21 protein-coding genes and 2 pseudogenes are annotated in these 18,556 nt (G+C 31.2%); 18 read left to right on the top strand and 5 right to left on the bottom strand.

Annotated features, from left to right (window positions below):
* Position 1: 1 nt before the first annotated feature.
* Entirely contained in the window at positions 2 to 811 is an 810-nt protein-coding gene (locus DK405_RS08600; protein WP_109510672.1) for a DNA adenine methylase, read from the bottom strand.
* A 373-nt stretch (positions 812 to 1,184) separates the two neighbouring features.
* On the opposite strand from DK405_RS08600, the gene DK405_RS14360 reads away from it, so the two are divergent.
* The 4 genes from DK405_RS14360 to DK405_RS08580 all read left to right on the top strand — a co-directional run bounded on the left by DK405_RS14360 (position 1,185) and on the right by DK405_RS08580 (position 4,601).
* Positions 1,185 to 1,961: an ATP-binding protein gene (locus DK405_RS14360; RefSeq protein ID WP_064612791.1), complete on the top strand. Its 777-nt coding sequence runs from the start codon at positions 1,185 to 1,187 to the stop codon at positions 1,959 to 1,961.
* The gene (locus DK405_RS14355) at positions 1,936 to 2,793 is read left to right on the top strand and encodes a sensor histidine kinase (protein ID WP_064612946.1); all 858 of its coding nucleotides are present in this window, start codon (positions 1,936 to 1,938) and stop codon (positions 2,791 to 2,793) included. The genes DK405_RS14360 and DK405_RS14355 overlap by 26 nt, the downstream gene beginning before the upstream one ends.
* Before the next feature lie 100 nt (positions 2,794 to 2,893).
* Positions 2,894 to 3,469, top strand: coding sequence for an HD domain-containing protein (locus DK405_RS08585; protein ID WP_109510593.1), 576 nt, complete (start codon positions 2,894 to 2,896; stop codon positions 3,467 to 3,469).
* Positions 3,470 to 3,590: 121 nt separating this feature from the next.
* The gene (locus DK405_RS08580) at positions 3,591 to 4,601 is read left to right on the top strand and encodes an Rpn family recombination-promoting nuclease/putative transposase (protein WP_109510594.1); all 1,011 of its coding nucleotides are present in this window, start codon (positions 3,591 to 3,593) and stop codon (positions 4,599 to 4,601) included.
* A gap of 69 nt (positions 4,602 to 4,670) precedes the next feature.
* On the opposite strand, the gene DK405_RS08575 is transcribed toward DK405_RS08580, so the two are convergent.
* The 3 genes from DK405_RS08575 to DK405_RS15110 form a co-directional block, all read right to left on the bottom strand.
* Positions 4,671 to 5,126, bottom strand: coding sequence for a conjugal transfer protein TraD (locus DK405_RS08575; protein ID WP_109510595.1), 456 nt, complete (start codon positions 5,124 to 5,126; stop codon positions 4,671 to 4,673).
* Between the two features lie 209 nt (positions 5,127 to 5,335).
* Positions 5,336 to 7,051, bottom strand: coding sequence for a group II intron reverse transcriptase/maturase (gene ltrA / locus DK405_RS08570; protein WP_109510596.1), 1,716 nt, complete (start codon positions 7,049 to 7,051; stop codon positions 5,336 to 5,338).
* A 235-nt stretch (positions 7,052 to 7,286) separates the two neighbouring features.
* Entirely contained in the window at positions 7,287 to 7,412 is a 126-nt protein-coding gene (locus DK405_RS15110; RefSeq protein ID WP_269459331.1) for a hypothetical protein, read from the bottom strand.
* A gap of 269 nt (positions 7,413 to 7,681) precedes the next feature.
* Here DK405_RS15110 and DK405_RS08565 point away from each other — a divergent pair, with 269 nt between their 5' ends.
* The 13 genes and pseudogenes from DK405_RS08565 to DK405_RS08505 all read left to right on the top strand — a co-directional run bounded on the left by DK405_RS08565 (position 7,682) and on the right by DK405_RS08505 (position 16,508).
* Positions 7,682 to 8,236, top strand: coding sequence for a hypothetical protein (locus tag DK405_RS08565; protein ID WP_081420557.1), 555 nt, complete (start codon positions 7,682 to 7,684; stop codon positions 8,234 to 8,236).
* Between the two features lie 41 nt (positions 8,237 to 8,277).
* Positions 8,278 to 8,805, top strand: coding sequence for a hypothetical protein (locus DK405_RS08560; protein WP_231967742.1), 528 nt, complete (start codon positions 8,278 to 8,280; stop codon positions 8,803 to 8,805).
* Positions 8,806 to 9,052: 247 nt separating this feature from the next.
* Positions 9,053 to 9,619, top strand: coding sequence for a hypothetical protein (locus DK405_RS08555; protein ID WP_081420558.1), 567 nt, complete (start codon positions 9,053 to 9,055; stop codon positions 9,617 to 9,619).
* Positions 9,620 to 9,990: 371 nt separating this feature from the next.
* Positions 9,991 to 10,218 carry an Arm DNA-binding domain-containing protein gene (locus tag DK405_RS08550; RefSeq protein ID WP_045912527.1) on the top strand — a complete coding sequence of 76 codons (228 nt, stop codon included), beginning with the start codon at positions 9,991 to 9,993 and terminating at the stop codon, positions 10,216 to 10,218.
* Between the two features lie 46 nt (positions 10,219 to 10,264).
* Positions 10,265 to 10,408, top strand: coding sequence for a hypothetical protein (locus tag DK405_RS08545; protein WP_080946453.1), 144 nt, complete (start codon positions 10,265 to 10,267; stop codon positions 10,406 to 10,408).
* Positions 10,409 to 10,428: 20 nt separating this feature from the next.
* Positions 10,429 to 10,899, top strand: coding sequence for a peroxiredoxin (locus DK405_RS08540; RefSeq protein WP_012461748.1), 471 nt, complete (start codon positions 10,429 to 10,431; stop codon positions 10,897 to 10,899).
* Positions 10,900 to 10,966: 67 nt separating this feature from the next.
* A complete protein-coding gene (locus tag DK405_RS08535; RefSeq protein ID WP_064612544.1) occupies positions 10,967 to 11,302 on the top strand; it encodes a hypothetical protein in 336 nt (111 codons plus the stop codon).
* On the top strand, positions 11,302 to 11,853 hold the full coding sequence (locus DK405_RS08530) for a TraE/TraK family type IV conjugative transfer system protein (protein WP_045912835.1): 552 nt from the start codon (positions 11,302 to 11,304) through the stop codon (positions 11,851 to 11,853). Before DK405_RS08535 ends, DK405_RS08530 begins: the two co-directional genes overlap by 1 nt.
* Positions 11,850 to 12,338: a hypothetical protein gene (locus DK405_RS08525; protein WP_064612756.1), complete on the top strand. Its 489-nt coding sequence runs from the start codon at positions 11,850 to 11,852 to the stop codon at positions 12,336 to 12,338. The genes DK405_RS08530 and DK405_RS08525 overlap by 4 nt, the downstream gene beginning before the upstream one ends.
* Positions 12,339 to 12,744: 406 nt before the next feature.
* Complete coding sequence (locus DK405_RS08520; protein ID WP_081420583.1) at positions 12,745 to 13,080, top strand: hypothetical protein; 336 nt, start codon at positions 12,745 to 12,747, stop codon at positions 13,078 to 13,080.
* Between the two features lie 38 nt (positions 13,081 to 13,118).
* A complete protein-coding gene (locus tag DK405_RS08515) occupies positions 13,119 to 14,447 on the top strand; it encodes a TraB/VirB10 family protein (protein ID WP_109510671.1) in 1,329 nt (442 codons plus the stop codon).
* On the top strand, positions 14,447 to 14,776 hold the full coding sequence (locus tag DK405_RS08510; protein WP_064612672.1) for a hypothetical protein: 330 nt from the start codon (positions 14,447 to 14,449) through the stop codon (positions 14,774 to 14,776). The genes DK405_RS08515 and DK405_RS08510 overlap by 1 nt, the downstream gene beginning before the upstream one ends.
* Positions 14,757 to 16,508 (top strand): annotated as a pseudogene (locus DK405_RS08505) (TraC family protein). The gene DK405_RS08510 and the pseudogene DK405_RS08505 overlap by 20 nt, the downstream one beginning before the upstream one ends.
* Here DK405_RS08505 and DK405_RS08500 read toward each other — a convergent pair.
* Positions 16,458 to 17,504, bottom strand: coding sequence for an ankyrin repeat domain-containing protein (locus tag DK405_RS08500; protein WP_045912981.1), 1,047 nt, complete (start codon positions 17,502 to 17,504; stop codon positions 16,458 to 16,460). The pseudogene DK405_RS08505 and the gene DK405_RS08500 sit on opposite strands and share 51 nt — an antisense overlap.
* Before the next feature lie 264 nt (positions 17,505 to 17,768).
* Between DK405_RS08500 and DK405_RS08495 the strand changes: the two are divergent.
* Positions 17,769 to 18,554 (top strand): annotated as a pseudogene (locus tag DK405_RS08495) (TraU family protein); the annotation flags it as partial.
* Between the last annotated feature and the right edge of the window lie 2 nt (positions 18,555 to 18,556).

The raw sequence follows: 18,556 nt of genomic DNA, 5'->3' as shown, positions 1-18,556 counted from the left end.
ACTAGCAAGTTTTATAGTTAGTAATGATTAGCTCATTAACAGGATTGCGTTGTTCATTGATTGAGTATACGACTGTAACGGTATTGATATTAAAATCTTTGTATAAGTCTCTAATAAAGGCAGTATTATTATTTGAGATCATAATCTTAACACCTTTATTTGTTAATTCTTGGACAAAATCCCGTAATCTAATTTGATCTTTTTCATCAAATGGAAGACTATTATAGAACTGTTCTCCAGATTTATGGTAAGGAGGATCGAAATAAACAAAGTCATTTTGTTGAGGCTCTATAAATGAAAAATCTGTAGCATAAATTGATACACCATGTAAAAGGTTGCTGCATTGGTTTATTCTAGATGCAATGTGGAGTTTAATGTAGCATTCACCAGAAAATGTTTGAGCAGATTGTCCGTTTTTGTAGACTCTATAAATTCCTCTAAAAGAATATTTATTAAGATATATAAATTTTGCGGTAATTTCATTCGGATTATTACTATATTTGTTTTTAACTTTATAATAATAATCCTTTGAATGATGTTTGTGATATAAACTCAGTAATCTATTGACCTCATTAGGATTATTTTTAACAGCATTATAGCTAGTAATTAAATCAAGATTGATGTCAGACAAAAAACATTGTTTAAAAAGATGCCTAACTTGAAAAAATAAAGCACCTCCACCAAGGAATGGTTCATAGTAATTATAGTGTGGACCTTGAGGAAGATGTTCTATTAATTTATTAACAATTCTTCGTTTACTACCAATCCAATGAAGAAAAGGCTTAGACTTATTAGCAACAGCTACTGACACATGAAGTTTAATTAATTTCTGTTAGTTGAATCTCTATTGAGATTATACCAGAAAACAGCTTGTAATGCTAGTAATAATAACGCTTACAAGACTTTTTATGTATCCTTTTTGAATAAGATTTATTATTGATTATAACCATAAGTAAGGAATGTAATAATTTTACATCAACATTAGATTATTATGCAAAAATTTAACCTAAAAATTAAAAGATTTTAATAGACTAATAAAAATTATAATGCTACTCTATACCTTATATTATCTAGGTTTCAAAACTTTGATGATAATGATCTGAAGATTAAATAAAACAAAGGGTTGAACTTTTGGAATTAATCTTCAGAAACCATTTTTTAAACAAAAACAGTAGGGGAATTCTATGCCTATTGAAGACGAAGGTCAAAATAAAATCAATAAATTAACCGAAAAATTATCTACAGAGGGAATTAATAGCACAACAATAAAACAAATAGACGCTGAATTGCAAAAACTATACTGTCAGCTAGAGGAATCTGGGCAAGTAAGCATAAAACTCATAGATTGGATACAATATTTTAGGCGAATCGTAAATAACTATGATAAAAAAAAGGTAAATATAATAGCTTCTCTAAATGGAATAATTTTTTTATTTAGACAATACATAGCATCAACAAATATAAGGATTGAAACATTTAATATAGAACCGCTAATAAATAATACTGTTATCAGAATGAGGGAACATTTTGAAAATGAGAATATAAAGCTAAATGTTCAAAATGACATAAAGACGGTTCTGATTGGAGATAGTTTTCGAATAAAAGCAGTAATAAGTCAGTTAATTGGTAGTGCTATTATAAATAGCAGCAAAAATAGCAAGATTACTATTAACCTCAATCAGTATTCAGAAATATTACAATTTACAGTACAAAACATAGGACTAAGCACTTCTAAAGAAAAATTAGAAAGAATAAATGCTGAACTAGAGAATACGAATTTGGTAATGTATCAAGAACTAGGAGAAGGATTAGCATTTATAAAACATCTTACAGATCAGCTAAAAGGAAGACTAAGAGCAAAAGAGGAAAATAATTACATAACTTTTTCATTTGAAGTGCCAATAACTAGTTTGAATTATTCTTTAGGAGAATGCTATGAAAGAAAAGAAGAAAACAATTAACAAATGGATGGTACAAATTCCTCCAATACCAATTACGTTAGTGAATGGAGAGAGTGAGAATATCGATGAATATATGGAGATAATAACAAAGTTAAGAAAAGCGAAGTATCAGGTCGAGGTAGCTGAATCATTGAAAGAATATTGTACATATTTAATACAGGAGATTAAATATAGATTTAATATTGCAACGAGTGAAATTGTAAGGCTTGCAAGCGAGATCATGTTAAATGATTCGGAAAATAAAGATAAGCTGAAAACAATATTAAATCGATCAGCAAATCTCCAAGAGTACTGTAATGATGTAGTTTACACGCTTAGAAGCGAAATTGAGCATGAAAATTTATGTTTAAAAAAATTTAGCATACAAAAGCTAGTAAAGGATGCCGTCAGGAGACTAGAAGACATTGCAAAAGAGAAAGATATAAAAATCAATTACAATTTTCAGTACAAAATGAAGGATATTGTGATTGGAAATAGTGATCACTTACAAGCTATATTAAGTCAATTAATAGGAAGCGTCATTAGATTTAATCGCAGCTGCCAGGTTATAATTACAGTTCATTTGTTTACTGTAAAAAATTATATAAAAAGCGATAACATACTACAATTTAGAATACACGATACAGGAAGCGGTATTTCAAAAGAAAAATTAGGGAATATAAAAGCTAAATTAGCTGATTTTGAGTTGGTACGAGACTATCCACTAATGCTTGAATCAGGATTATGGTTTGTAAATTACCTTATTAATCAACTTAATGGAGAAATGGAAATAGAAAGCGAAAAAGACAAGTTTACAACCATTACTTGCAATATTCCAGTACAACTTTTTTAATCAAATTAATTCGCTTCTTTCACACTTTTTATCTGAGACTGAAGTATATAAAAAGTTTAATTTATTGTATAATTTATTAAAGATTATTTAGAGATGAAAAATGATAAACTTTTATAGCGAGAGCTTACTAAATAAGCTGTTTGAAACCAACGTAAGATTTAATACTGAAATTGATCTTGATAAAGTTGAAAAAGCAATATTTTATGCCCAAAAATATCATGGTCAGCAAAAGAGAGATACAGGAGAACTATACTACACACATCCATTAGAAGTAGCTTATATGGTATCAGACTACAGCTTTGAAACAGATACGATTATTACAGCAATACTACATGATACCATCGAAGACACAACACTAACTAAAGAAAAAATAGGTCAAGAATTTGGTCATAATATTGCAGAACAGGTTTCAGATCTCACCAGGATTAAGGATAATAAAAAAATTAGTTCTAGAGAAATGATTCAAACATTTTATAGACAAAATAAAACAGAACTATTATTAATTAAGCTTTTCGACCGATTCCATAATATTCAGACTGTATCAATAAAACCTTATGAAAAAAGACAAGAAATCATACTAGAAACGCAGCAAGAATTTATACCTCTGGCTGAATATCTTAAATTACCAGAAATTGCTATAGAGCTAAATAAATACTGTAAGCTGTATGCTACCTAATAAACTAAAGTTTAATAGGTGGTTAATGTAGTGAATTGCAGAAATTAAAATTCAATAAGAGAATGTTCATGTAGGTTATTTTATTGTATAATTTAAAAAGAATAGAAAATATGAAAAATATATGCATTTATCAAGATTTTTAGATCCAAAGAATGATGTAGCATTTAAAAAGATATTTGGATCAGAAAAAAACAAGGACATACTAATACATTTTCTGAACGATATATTGTTGTTTGAAGGGAATAGAAAAATAATAGAAGTAGAGTTTTTAGGAACGATATTAGATGCAGACATAGCGTCTAAAAAAGAATCAATAGTAGATGTTTTGTGTAAAGATAAAAACGGTGCGCAATATATAATAGAAATGCAAGTAGATCCTACACAAGGATTTGAAAAAAGAGCTCAGTATTATGCCGCAAAAGCATATGGTAGGCAACCAAATAGAGGGAAGGAAGGAAAATACTCAGACCTAAAGGAGGTTATATTTATAGCTATAGCAGATTATAAATTGTTTCCAAATAAAGAAGACTATATATCAAGGCATGTAATATTGGATAAAAAGACATATGAGCATGATCTAAAGGACTTTTCATTTACCTTTATAGAATTACCAAAATTTAAAAAAAATAGAGTGGAAGAGTTAAATGATATAACAGAGAAGTGGTGCTATTTTTTTAAACATGCAAAAGAAACAACATTAGATGGATATAATAAAATAATAGGTGAAGATTTAATAATAAAAAGAGCGTATGAGGCATTAGATCAGTTTAATTGGAGTGAAGACGAACTAATAACCTATGAACAAGAGTTAAAGCGTATATGGGATAATAAAGCAGTAGAAGATTATAAACTCGAACGCGCTAAAGCTGAAGGTAAAGCTGAAGGCATAAAGCTCGGTGAAGCTAAAGGTAAAGCCGAAGGTAAAGCCGAAGGTAAAGCTGAAGGAATAAAGCTAGGTGAAGCTAAAGGTAAAGCTCAAGGTAAAGCTGAAGGAATAAAGCTAGGTGAAGCTAAAGCAAAAAAAGATTTTGCAATAAAATTATTGAAGTCTGAATTATCAGTTGAGACAATTGCTGAATATACGGATTTATCAATACAAGAAGTATTAAATTTAAAAAATAGCGTAAAATAATAAGAAATATACAACATACAAAATTTTACCTTTAATGTGTTGTATGCTACTTCTATTAGATGCTTTATATCACACTACAAGTTCTATACTATACTGAACATTGAGAAGGCCATACTTTAAGGCCTCAATGTCCTTAACATGGCCGCACCATTCTTGACGAAAACTGTTCCATTTTAAGCCATGAAGGTGAATGTGGCGCTTAGTGTTTTCGTCTGGTTCAGAAGCAAATTTTAAAATCACAGCAGCTTTATTTTGCTGTTCTTTATCAAAAATATCTTTACCTATTGTAGTCCAATGATCCTGAACATTTGGATGTTGTGTTAAAGTTTCTTTTAGTGAAACAATTGCACCAAATAACGTATTTGCTGATAAGTGATCAAGCTTAGCTTTAGCAACTAATCCACCCATTTCGATAAGAGGTCGAGTAGGCATTTTACGTTCTTTAATTTTAAGGTTAACCTCATCCATGATTAGCCTAGCCTTTTTTTGTTGAAGAGTAATTTTTTGCTGCATAAGATTTGCCATGTTAGTAATTCAGAAAGATAAAAAAATCAGGCAAGAATATATCAAAATAAAATCCCAGTAAAGAAAAAAAACCGCGCCTACCAAACCAACATCAAATAATTATAGTCAAAAAAACGTGAATTCAAGGTTAGAAGCTTCATTGAAAAATAAGCTTAAGCGGGTAGGTAAGCGCGAAAGCGCTTTTCCTCCCAAAGAACCGTACAAGCGAATTACTCCGCATACGGCTCAAGCAATTTACAAACAGCTGCAATAAGTTGTCCGCGATTACTGTGTACTTGTCGATGGCAGTTTTCATGCAATAAGCACAAATTGTTAATATGGTCAGTGCCACCACATCTTATAGGTGTTATATGATGTACATGAACACTTTCACCATTATCTATTAAATCAAAACAAACAAGACATTTACCCTTTTGTCTACGCCAAAGAATCTGCCTAGATTTAAACAAATACTTAGGGCTATCAGCCTGACGTTTATGCCAATATTCTCTAAGTTTTGAATTATCAGGAGAAGATTTACCTTTAACAAGAATATGTCGTTTAATCGTTGTCCATTGTAATTTCCATAGATATAGATCTTTATTCATAAAGACCCAATTATCATTTCTGCCTTTAATGCGACCCCAATACTTTTTCTTAAGCCATTCCCAGGATTTTTTAGGATGTTTTCTACATGCAAATCTTGCTTGTCGAATCCACATCCAACAGTCTAAATTGGAAAAAATTTTCTTGGACACAACTTTGTTGAAATAACTGCACCATCCAAATATTTTAGAATTTAGATTATCAATTATTCTATCAATATTCCATGAGAAACTTTTTTTCCATTCTATTGACATTCGTTTTTTAAACGACTTTATAGAGTCTTTAGACGGTTTAACTAGTAGAGCTACACCTCTTCTTGTACTATTGGTTTTATATTGTCGAATATTAAATCCAAGGAAATCAAAACCTTCATTAATATGAAGTATCCTGGTTTTTTCCTTTGACAATTCTAAGCCTCTAATACTTAACCAATCATTAATAATACTTTTGGCTCTGATACATGAGCTTTCTGACTTAGCGCAAACGACAAAATCATCAGCGTATCTCACTAAAGCATATTCGGATTTAGAATATAGGTGATCATACTTATTATAGATAATATTAAGTATATCACTCATTCCATGAAGAGTTATGTTTAAAAGTAATGGAGAAATTAATCCACCTTGTGGAGTACCAGCTGTTGTTTTGATAATTTGATAATCCTGCATTACACCAGATTTAAGCCATGCTTGAATCCAATTACGAGCAGGGAAATTTCCTATAATTTTCAAAAGAAAATTATGATCAATATTATCAAATGCTCCTTTAATATCAGCATCTAATATCCAATTTCTATTGGTTCCATGTCGAATAATACCAGATATTCTCTGTATTGCATCGTGAGCGCTACGTCCAGGTCTAAAGCCATAGCTGCAACCTTCAAACTTAGCTTCCCAATATGGTTCAAGTGCTGATTTTACAACAGCCTGTCTACACCTATCCACAATAGTTGGCAAGCCTAAAGGTCTAGATTCGCCATTACTTTTTGGTATGTATACACGCTTAATCGGTTTTACAGATGATAGATTATTATCTGCTAACTTTTCCATCAACAGACTCCTTTCTTTATCTGTCTTAACAACTATTTTATCAATTCCAGGACTTTTTCGTCCTTTGTTGATTTGAGTAACACGTCTTATAGCAAGTAACCTATTTGCTCTTGATTTTAACATCAATCTTTGTAAGTTACCTACTAACTTCGTATTACCATTTGCGAATGCCCTATAAATACGTCTACGAAGATTATTAACCTTTTGTATAATTTCTTTCCAGTCTATTGAATGCCAATAGATTTTCTTGAAATTATCTTTAGTCTCAATTGTTACATTTGCGTTTAGCATCCAACTTTTCCAATTAATTCATAATCTTGTTTACCTATTTAGGGTAAATCACCAGTCTTAAGTTAGCATCATTTCTGATTAGCATATAAATGCCTATACACTCAGTTATTAATTTCTGTAGTCTTTCGACTTAGTGTCATTTGCTTTCTAAGACCTCTCTTACCTACTATCAGTTGCCTAATAATAGGCTTACCATGTTTCACTCATCAGAGAGACGTTAAGTTGGTTATCTTCTTTATACCGAGGAGCTGGCATTTTTAAAGAAGGCTGCGTATTCCTTCTTACAGCTAAGCTTTTCAGCTTTATCCTTATAACAGAATTTATCTGGAGTATCTGCTTCTGCATTGACGATATTTTCCATACGAAGATTCACTTTCGTTTAACCAATTTTAACTTTACCTTACCCCTATTTCCCATCCAGATTAGTACTTTAGTTAGGCTTTCTATCGCGCTTAGTACAAGATCGTTACGTTTCAATGTTTAAGAGTACTGTGTTATTATAAGCCTTTCAGAGTGTTAAATTTCAAGTATAGCTACTAAATTGCTATATTTACGCGGATAAAAACGTGGTTTTTGATAGCGAAAATTGCCTAAACTACCTGCTATATCTGACATTTTTGGAGGTTAGAAATGGCGCAAAATTTGCGTAATTTGGCAAGCAATAATTGCAAAATTACTAATAATAACAGTAGCAATAATGACACAATATTTTATCGTTTTATTGGAAATTTTGTTCCAGCAGAATGGAAAGATCTGATTGGAGATAATGTTAAAGCTTTAAGCAAGACATCTAAACAGCTTTTATCATGGATAGTATATAAACTACAGATCTATTACAATAATGATATAGATGAATTACAAGACAGTTATTACTCTTTTGAAAAGGAGTTACAGGTTTGTCAACGCAGGGTTAGGCAATGCTTAGTTGAACTACAAAAAGCCGGTTTCATTGAAGTTGAAAATAGGACAATAATTAAAAACAACTTTAAGTTGCGTAATGTTCCATGTATAAAACTTCTAAAAAATTTTCAGCGTTTCACTGAAAAAGAAACAAAAGGAGAAAAAATTATTGATCTAACCCAAAAAATTTTTCGCTTCAACCTGAAAGAAATTTCAGGTACATATATAGATATAATAATAATAAAAAAAATAATAATAGATCTAGATCTACTGAAGATAAGTTAATAGAGAATGATCAAAATAAAAATGAAGATCAACAGCAAAATTTGAAGTTTAAATATACGGAATCTGATGATTTTATAGAAATTGAGTTAGTAGAAAATGAAAAAGAAGATCAACAACAGAATTTGAATTTCTATGAGCTTAGTGATGTTAGTAATAAAAAGCCATCAAACAAGGATTATGAGCAAAATAGTGAGTTATCAACTCCAGCTATTACTAAAGATTTAGAGGTTGAAAAGAATGAATGCTATTCCAAAAGAAAAAGACTAGCAGATTATTATCCACTAACACCAGAAGATGCAGTTATACTACAACGTATGTCTAGTAGAAGCTTCAACATATACTTCATAAATCAATTACTGTTGAAGTTATCAAATAAATATCCAAACCGTCATTTTGTAAATAAGATAGCAGTGCTAAACTATATGGCAAAAGCGTTAGCAAATGAATTACTAACTACTGATCAGGCTAATAGTGGAAATTTTAGATTTAATGATGTAGGAAGATTTAAAGAACAGTATCTAGATATTGTTCAAAGTACGAAAATACATACTTCAACATTACGAATATGAGCAAGTTATTGATAAAATATGGTTTAGTAAATTAGAAGTTATAAATGAAGATAATGTTAATAATAAGATATTCTATAGGTAAAATTGGTCTTCTAAGGCAGATAGTATCAGTATGAAGATTTATATAGGTTTGGCATAATGATTTTTGTCAACCTTTTGTCAACCTTTTGAACAAAAATTTGATGGTAATTTGTAAAAAAATTATTTTCTAAAAAACCTACTATAGCTGTATTTTTGGAGATGAAAAATGCGCCCTGTAGTATTCGATTTTTTAACTAATAGTTGCAATATTATTAAAAAAAATAGTAACAATAATGACACAATATTTTATAACTTTATTGGAAATATCATTCCACCAGAATGGAGAAAGCTAACTGGAGATAATGGAAAAGCATTAAGTAAAACATCTAAACAGCTTTTATCATTCATAGTATTTAGACTACATATCTATTACAACAAAGATATAGATGAATTACAGGAAAGTTATCAGCTTTATGAGGATAAGCTTAATGTTTGTCAAAGAAGAGTTAGGCAATGCTTAGTAGAATTAAGAGATGCAGGTTTTATTGAAATTGAAAATAGGACAATCATTAAAGACAATCTTAAGTTACGTAATGTCCCTTGCATAAAAATTCTGAAAAATTTTCAGCACTATAGTGAAAAAGGAAAAGAAGAAAATATAGCCTTACCAGAAAAAACATTTCGTCCCAACCTGAAAGAAATTTCAGGTCAACCTGAAACTTTTTTCAGGGACATATATAGATATATAAAAATATCTAAAAGTTCTATGATTAACACTTTTTACAAAAAGTGAATTAATAGATAGCAGCAAAAAATAATGTCCTATTACCTGTAAAGTATATGAAACCTACTATTAATGTTTAATATATCGTTAGTTTAACAGTAGTTGAATTTATATTTTTTGTCAATGCAAGTATACATAGTTTAAAAAAAATCAGAACATATACAGCACAAATACACCCTAAATGAGTATTAATTCGCGATTTTTCAACTAAGACTTAAAATTGCAATGCTGCTATAATCTATAGTTGAAGCAAAGATTTAAAAAATTATTTAATTTTTTTTTATTGAATTATTACGAAAAAACTTGCTTTTTCAAAAAAAGCATACAACAGATTGTTTTTCTAATCTTAAATATTAATAGTTGAATAAAGGTGATTTATTATGGTAGTGATATTATATTTTACACAAATAGCTATAAGTAAAATAAAGCCCCCAAAAGAAAAAAGAGATGTATACAGAGATACTAAAGACAAAGGTTTATTTCTAGAAGTATTGTATGGAGAAACTAAAACACTTTATTTAGGGATAACAATTAAAGGAGTATATAGAAAAATTAAGTTATGGAATTTTCCAAATATATCTGTTAATTATGCTAGAAAAAAACGCTGATTTTAAAGGGACAAATTGCTAAAGGAGAAGAATTGTTGGTAGTTGGATGGCGAAATTTGGAATACCAATAGCTGTAATTAGCAAATTGTTAAATCATAATGACCATCAATCAACAAAATTTTATATACATCTTAATACAGATGTTGTACGAGATGCAATACAAAAATTTGCTAACGAAATTGCTAAGTGAACCAATTTACGAGACTAAACATGAAAAATTTAACAATTAATGATGATGCGCCAGACTTTAATATGATTACTACTAGTAATTCAATTATAAATCTAGGTCATTATGAAGGTAAAAATTTAGTACTATACTTTTATCCAAAAGATAATACTCCTGGGTGTACAATTGAAGCACAGAAATTTAATGAAGCTATTTCTGAATTCAATAAATTAAACACGATAATTCTTGGTGTATCCAAAGATAATATTGCTTCACATCAAAAATTTAAAGATAAGCTCTGTTTAAAATTTGAGTTAGGATATGATGAAACTGGAAAGATATTTGAAGATTATGGAGTCTTAAAAGAAAAATCGATGTTTAAAAATACTTTTTTGGCAATTAGCCGTACTACATTTTTAATCAATCAGAAAGGGAAAATTGCTGCTATATGGCCAAAGGTTAACATAGCACAACATAGTGATGAAGTACTTAATATGGTAAAAAACACTATTTAAGAAAATGCATGATTAATTCAGATTAAAGGAATATTTTTTGTGAATTTTTGAAAATCACAGTAGCAGAATGAGAAATCTCATGCTACAATTGCGGCTAAAGGTGATTATGCAAAATCAAAAATTATGTTGGGCATTATCGAGACTATTGAAGTATATGTGTTTAAGCATTGACGAATGGGAAGTTGTACTGGCTGGTGTAGCTCCAGGAATTGTACTAGTAAACAGCAGGCATGCTAAATTAGGCCTAGCATTTATGGTTGGAGGAATTGCTCTATGTTATTGCTTTAAGAAATTTAAGAAGGTATCGGAGAATTTTTTGCTAAAAAGTTTTTTAGTAGCTAAAGGTTTATTGCCAGCTCCATTAGGATATTCAAGATTGCTGGGCAAAAAAGTTGGCAAATAATGAATCATCTCTTTAAGCAAAATGCTATACAAGAGCTGGTTAAATATAATAAATGCTTACTTTCAGTAACTATATTGCTAGCTGCAGCTAATATAATTGCGATAATGGCTGCAATTACCAAAGAAGAAAAGTGGTTATTAATTCCAGCAATGGAGCCTGATCGTAAAATGATGGTTTCATCAAAAAATTACCATGAAACCTATTTAAAGGAATGGGCAATTTATGTGACGAAACTCTTATTTACTACTTCTCCAAATGAGGTAGAAAGACAAATAGCAGACATGAAAGTGGCATCTAGTAATACTGAATCTTTAAATAAATTTTTTCATGATCATTTGCAATTTGTTAAAGGCTCAAATGTATCTTCAGTCTTTTTTCCAAAAAAGATTGAAGTGATAAAGGATGGAGTATTAATTAGTGGAACGCTTCGTTATTGGTTTAGCGATAGTAAAGATATAGCTGTCGATAAGACTTACCTTTTGACTTACAAGCAAACTCCTAATTACCTTTTATTGTTGACTGGTGTTAAAGAGAATGGAATAAAAAAATGAGTATTAGATTTTTGAGATTTATCATATGGTTTATTGCTTTGGTAAACGTTAATAATATATATGCAGTAGAATATGAGTTAGAAGCTGACAATTTACTAAAGCTTGAGATTTCTGATAGTGGGCCAACAAGAATTAATCTTAAAGATGAAAAAATTAATGATATTTTTATGTACCCTCAAAATGCATCTGAAGTTGTAGTTCATGAGTCTGGATTTTTGTTTATTGTTCCACGAGAAGAAGGAAACAAGGTTTATTTAACAGTAATAGGAGAATACAAAACAATTCAGGATTTAATGTTAACTTTTACTCCAAAAACTCCAAGCCCTATAATGCTTGTTAATGCTGCTACAAAAATAGAGGAAAAGGATAATTCAAAACAAAACAATAACAATTTGTTCAGTAATGACCTTAATACAAAAGAATTAACAGCGAAACCTTCTAAAAAACAAAGTAGAAATACTAAGAAAAAAATAAAACTGGCTTAAAATGCTAGTTTTTACTTCAAAGACTTAAAGTTCTACAAAGATTATTAATTAAAACCGCTTCAAAGTAAAATTTCACTGGTATGGAATTAACTAGCATTAGGAGAATAATGCAAAATTTACTAATAAGCAATAACAATGTTCATATGCAATTTGTTAAAGGCTCAAATGTGTCTTCACCAATTTGTTCAGTAATGATGTTAATACAAAAGAATTAACAGCAAAACCTTCTAAAAAACAAAGTAGAAATACTAAGGAAAAATAAAACTGGCTTAAAATGCTAGTTTTTACTTCAAAGCCTTAAAGTTCTGGTAGGGTATCTGAAACTCTCTTCAAAGTAAAATTTCATTCAACGTGGAATTCACTAGCACTAGGAGAATAATGCAAAATTTACTAATAAGCAATAAAAATGTTCATATATCAAAAATCTCGACTAAATATGCTAAACCCTACATTTGGAATACAGTGGAATAATGTAGTTGTAGGGCTGTTAATTATTATAATTACTGCTTGTGTTTTTTCTTTTGAGCCAGCATTAGCTGATACTCTTGAAGGGCAGCTTAATAAAATAGACGGACTTTTTAGTGGAAAACTAAAAACAATAGGTATATCAAGTGCAACTATTCTATCATCGATTTGGGCTGTAGCAAGAGGCAATATAAAGCTTGCCGGAGTAATGGTAGCAATTGGTGTTATTTTAGGCTTTTACCTAGATTGGATTGCCGGTGGTATGAAAATTAATTGATAAGGTAGAAACATTAACATTCAAAAAGCGGAGGAATAGTGGAACAGGACAATTCAGACAATAATAATACAAAAGAAGAAGATTTAGAGCTAAATGATAAACCAAAGGCTGAATCTGTTAGGTCTAATAGCAAGTTATCAGAATTAACAAATATCATTCGTAGAAAGCCAGTAATTGCCTTAACTTTTATAAGCATCACAATAATGGTTGTTTCATATTTTTTATCTGAAAGTGGTAAAACGAAAGAATCTATAATTTTTATTGAAAATCGTGAGTCAAGAGAAGCGATTTCTGGAATAGAACAAGCTGTAGATTTGAGAGCAAAATGGACAGAAGAAATACTTAATGAAGTCAAAACATTAAAAGATAGATTTGACAGTGTAATAGACAGCAGATATTTAGAAATTACAGCCCAAATTAATAATTTTAACCAAAAACTTGAGATATTGGAGAATCAGCCTAAGCAGAGTCTATATAATAATGATAGTGATGAATTTAGTTCTGATCTTAATCATCATATTTTAAATTCACCACATGATAACAAAACAGAGCAAGCTCCTGTAGTAGTAAAGCCTTATGTAAATCTTAGGAGAGCTGAATCTGAGCAAAAAAAAAATGTTGAGAACTATGTTACTAGCGGTAGTTCTGCTAGAGCTGTGCTACTTACTGGAGTCGTTGTAGGCACAGGAACAAACAGCTCTTCATCACCAGAACCAATTGTTCTGCAGTTGCTTGATACAGCAATTCTTTATAATAAATATAAAACTGATCAAATCAAAAATGCAATTTTAATTGGATCCTGTAACGGAGAGATGTCTTCAGAGAGAGCTAAATGTCGCATCGAAACTCTTTCAGTAGTCAATAACCAAGGAGATATTATCGAAAAAAAGGTGGAAGGCTGGTTGATAGGCGAAGACGGACGTTCTGGAATTAAAGGAATCGTGGTAGATAAATCGTCTAACATAGCAAGCATGGCTGCATTAAATGGAGTATTTAGCAGTATAGCTAAGTTTCTGCAATCTAAGGCTATTAAACCTGATATGCTACCAACTTTAAACCTAGTAGCTGGAGGCCAACAACAAGAGTTTCAGATTGGAGATGCGCTTCAGTCTGGAGCTTACGCTGGAGCTAGCAATGCTTTTGATAAGCTAGCTGATTTTGCTATAAAACGAGCTGATTCTATGAGCCCAGTCGTTCTTATTGCGTCAGGTAGAGTCATCGATGTTGTATTTAAAAAAGGTTTTGACTTACTTGAGCACAAGAAGAAGCCACATAATTTAACTTATTCACAATCAACTAACAATGAAAAAGTTAATTTGCATAATAAATTCGATCAATCACAAAAGTTAGAGGAGTATTATTTATAATGAAGTTTTTATTATTGCTATTGTGCTGTATGAGCCTAACCAGTTTCTTTTTCGAAAGTACTTTTGATTGTAAAATTCCTAAAGGGCTAAAATGTAAGTCTTTATACGAAATAAAGAATATGGTTGCTCAAGGCGCTTTTGATATTGATAATCTTGAGAAAGTTGAAACATCCAAAACTAAATCAAAAAGACGTTGTATTCTATGCTACAGGCAAGCTAAAGCTATTCAAAGCGTAGCTGTTGTTAACAAGTCGCCGAAAAAACCAAAAAAATATCTTATTAATTTATTTAAATTAAAACAGAGTCAAGGTGAACGCAAGCATACATAAGGATTTTGATCGAGAAAGATTTTCTAAACACTTTGTCTATGAATCATATGATGATGAGACTCAGCTATTCTTTAATCGTGGTTCAATAGGTTTTGTATTGCTTGCATGGCCATTAGTTGGAGCTAGTGTTTCTGCTCAAAATGAAATTGCTGAATTTCTGAAAAGCGATGAAAATTTACCTGCTGAAAGTAGCCTGCAAGTCTTGATGATTGGTAGTAATAATATAGAGAATTTTTTAAGCAACTGGCAGTCATATCGTAAAGGAGAGATATTTATTGAGTTAGCTAATAAAAGAACAGAATTTTTACGTGATCAAGCTCAAAAGTCAGGCTCTGTAAAGGATGTAGTATTGTTGATTTCAGTTACTATACCTAATTTAAATGCAAATATCGATGATATGATTCGCAGACGAGATGCTTTAAAAGATACGTTTAGGTCAATTGGATTAAGCACTGAAAATGTGAATGCACAGCAATTATTAAAGTTTCTGAGAGTAATATTTGGCTGGCCTGAAGAAGAACATTCAAATATTAACCAGTATGAAATATTGTCTGAACAAATTCTAAGTGGAGATTTCTCGTTATTTGAGAATGATGATTGTGTAAATGTAAATGATGATCAAATATTTATCAGTCTAGAAGCAAGAAATAGGCCTGCAGAGTGGAAATTATCTGCTATGGATCTGTTTTTAGGTAATGAAATGCGTCGTGATGAATATATAAAATCAAATTTCCTGATTCATTTTGGTCTGCAAATTTTACCAAATCAAGCTATGGAAAGAACTGCTGCTATAACCAAAAGAGAGGCACTAGAAAGAAATATTAATGCAGGAATGGGCAAATTTTTTTCATGACATACAACAAGAAACTGCTGATTTAGCTGATGTAGTAGCTGCTCTACAGAGTGGTGATAGAGTTGTTAATATTCACTTCAACGTTATTATGTTTGATAAAACAAAAAAGGCTAAGCAATCTGCATCGGCCTTTTGTTCGATGTTAAGACGCAGTGGATGGTATTTTGTGCCATGTAAATATGATCATGTGGCCGTGTTACTAGCTGCGCTACCAATGCAATTAGTTGAACAAGGCCCAAAAGGTATATTGGGTCAAAAAACATCAGGAGTTGGAGTAGCGCTTTCTAGCTTAGGTCGAGGCATAAAAACTGTTTCTGTAGAGAGTAAAGTATTATTACCAATAATCGGTGAATGGAAAGGTGATTTAAGTTCTCCAGGTATGTTGCTAGCTGGCAGACGAGGACAAATAATGTATTGGTCACCTTTTGGTGGAGCTTTATTACCTGCATTAAATAAGCATGGAGTAGCTCCAAATGAGAACTTTAACCTTTGTATAGCTAGAGTTCTAGGGTCTGGAAAATCTGTTTTTATGCAAGAATTAATGCTATCAGTTTTAGGAGTTGGTGGTAAGGTTTTTGTTCTTGACTATGGAAGATCATTTAAGCGTACATGCTTGATTCTAGGCGGTAGCTACATAGAATTTGACATGAAAAATCCTGTATCAATTAATCCATTTTCAGAGGTGCCAGAAGATGATAGTGCAAAGTCTATAGAGGCTAGATCAGATTTTTATCTAACTTTCCGTCTATTTTAGCTACCATGGCTGCTCCACAGTATGGAACAAGCGATTTGCAACAACCGATGTTGCAGAGAGCTTTGACACTTGTGCTATTCTCCCTCATATATAGCATATGCTCCTGCAAGTTTATCTTCCATTAAGTCATTGAAGTAAGTGGGTTGAAGTTTTGTTAAATCATTATTACCTAGATTCTCTAATATCATCATCTTTAATTCTGGTGGTAAGTGAAGCCAAGATGTCTGACTTTCTTGATTAGCATCCTGATTGGATTCAAATATCTCATTTATTGATTCAGCTGCTCCTTGTAGCATCATAGATCTTGTTGTCATCACTTCTACAATAGCCCTTTCAATAAAGGGAGAATACATACAAAACTCACCCTTAATCTTTATAAGATCAAGATCATAAGCCAATCTTGCTAGCGCTTCTTTATCTTTTTTCAGCATAAATATATCAAAAAAAGATAAGTTACTTTCGCTATCAAGAGTAGACTTCATTTGTTCTATTTCATTATGACATTTCTGTTCGAGTTCCTTTAGCAGATCTGATCCACTAATAAGTTGTTTATTGAAATTAAACCCTTTTAAAGTACTTTCACTAATCTTTACGCCACTGTGATCTAATTTAACAATCTCAGCAACTAACAACTGCATAACTTCTCTATTTTTCTCTTGATCTTCCATAAATATCGTGAAAACTTCTCTAAATGGAGTTGTTGTGCCAAGTATATCTAGTGCATTAAGATCACCCCCCTCCTTCAATAATAGAAGTTTTATAATATCAGGGTTGCAGTAATGAGCTGCATAATGAAAAGGAATATCATCATGGTGATTTCGTATATTAGGATCAGCTCCATTCTTCAATAGAAGCTTTATAAATTGTAAGCTTCCTTTACGAAAAGCGGAATGAAAAGGAGTGTTACCATATGTATCTTGTGCATTAGGATCAGCTCCATGAGTTAATAAAAGGCTTGCAATTTCTAAGTGACCTGCTCTGATAGCATAATGTAAAGCCGTCGTATTAATCCTATCAGGTGAATTTATATAATCTAAATCATTTCCTTTCTCATGAAGAATTGATTGTACAGTTTGTATATTGCCACTTTTAGCAGCTTCATGTAAAGCAGTATTCATCATTATCTCCTAAATTAGTTTTTTTTATTAACAATTAGAAACTTGAAAAGCTTCTGTGTAGAATTGCATTGTAAGTAAATGTAAAATAGCAAATAATTACTCAATTTTTACCTTGAAATTAATTATATCTTACAAAGATAAGACACATTAAATAAGTAATTTGCAATCTAAAATTGAATATCTTTTTAATTATTTTATATGATTTTTTATTAACAAAATCATACTTTCCTCAAAACATCGCAAAATCACTTTTAAAGCAAAAAATAAATTAGCTGCCTTTGTCCTAAGCCAGGGATTCCAGTGCCTGTACCTGGTATTCCTGTTGGATTTTGGGAGCCAGTACGCCTTGTAGATGTTACGAAATCACCAATGTGTATGGTAAGTCTTGGTGGTTTGTCATTTGGAAGCCCTACTCAAAAAGGCATGAAAGATGAGGCTGAAGGAAGTGCTTTTTATCACATTCATTGGTATGTCTACTCAATGATTTATTGGCTGGAAATTTTGCTTGATTTTATTTGTCTGGAAATGGCTGCAGTCGATATAGCATATTTAACAGAGTTTGATCCATTATGGAGCGATGATGCTAAATCTGCGATTTTAAATCCAGAAACGCTGTTGTTTCAAAATGTAGCTGCTTATCAAGCATGTATAGCTGATTGCATGAGTTGTAGCGCTGGTTTATTAGCAAGCGATTATGCTTTTTGGTGTGCCGAATGTCAAGGAATGCTTTACCCTTTTATTGAAACTGCTGCTGCTCATAATGGTGGAGTTGGAACATCTGTATTAATGGTAAGTAAGTTTATGGCTAGAATGCATAGGCAACTGATGTTATGGGGATATTATGGTTATAAAGGCCTATGTGGCAAGTATCCTATGCCTATCATGAAGAAAAGTCAGTATCGACTACAAATGACTTATTCAATTCCAGAAACAAAATCCTGCAAGAGCATAGGTCAAACAGAAGCTACATGGCAAGCTGGTAGAGAATTTCCAGTTAATGGTGAAGATTTTGGTTACTTGATTTGGCGAAAAAGAGATTGCTGTTTGCTTTGATT

It is taken from the genome of Orientia tsutsugamushi, from assembly GCF_900327275.1.
Taxonomy (GTDB): Bacteria; Pseudomonadota; Alphaproteobacteria; order Rickettsiales; family Rickettsiaceae; genus Orientia; species Orientia tsutsugamushi.
The sequence above is the reverse complement of the archived record's forward strand: the minus strand, read 5'-3'. Positions and strand labels throughout refer to the sequence as shown.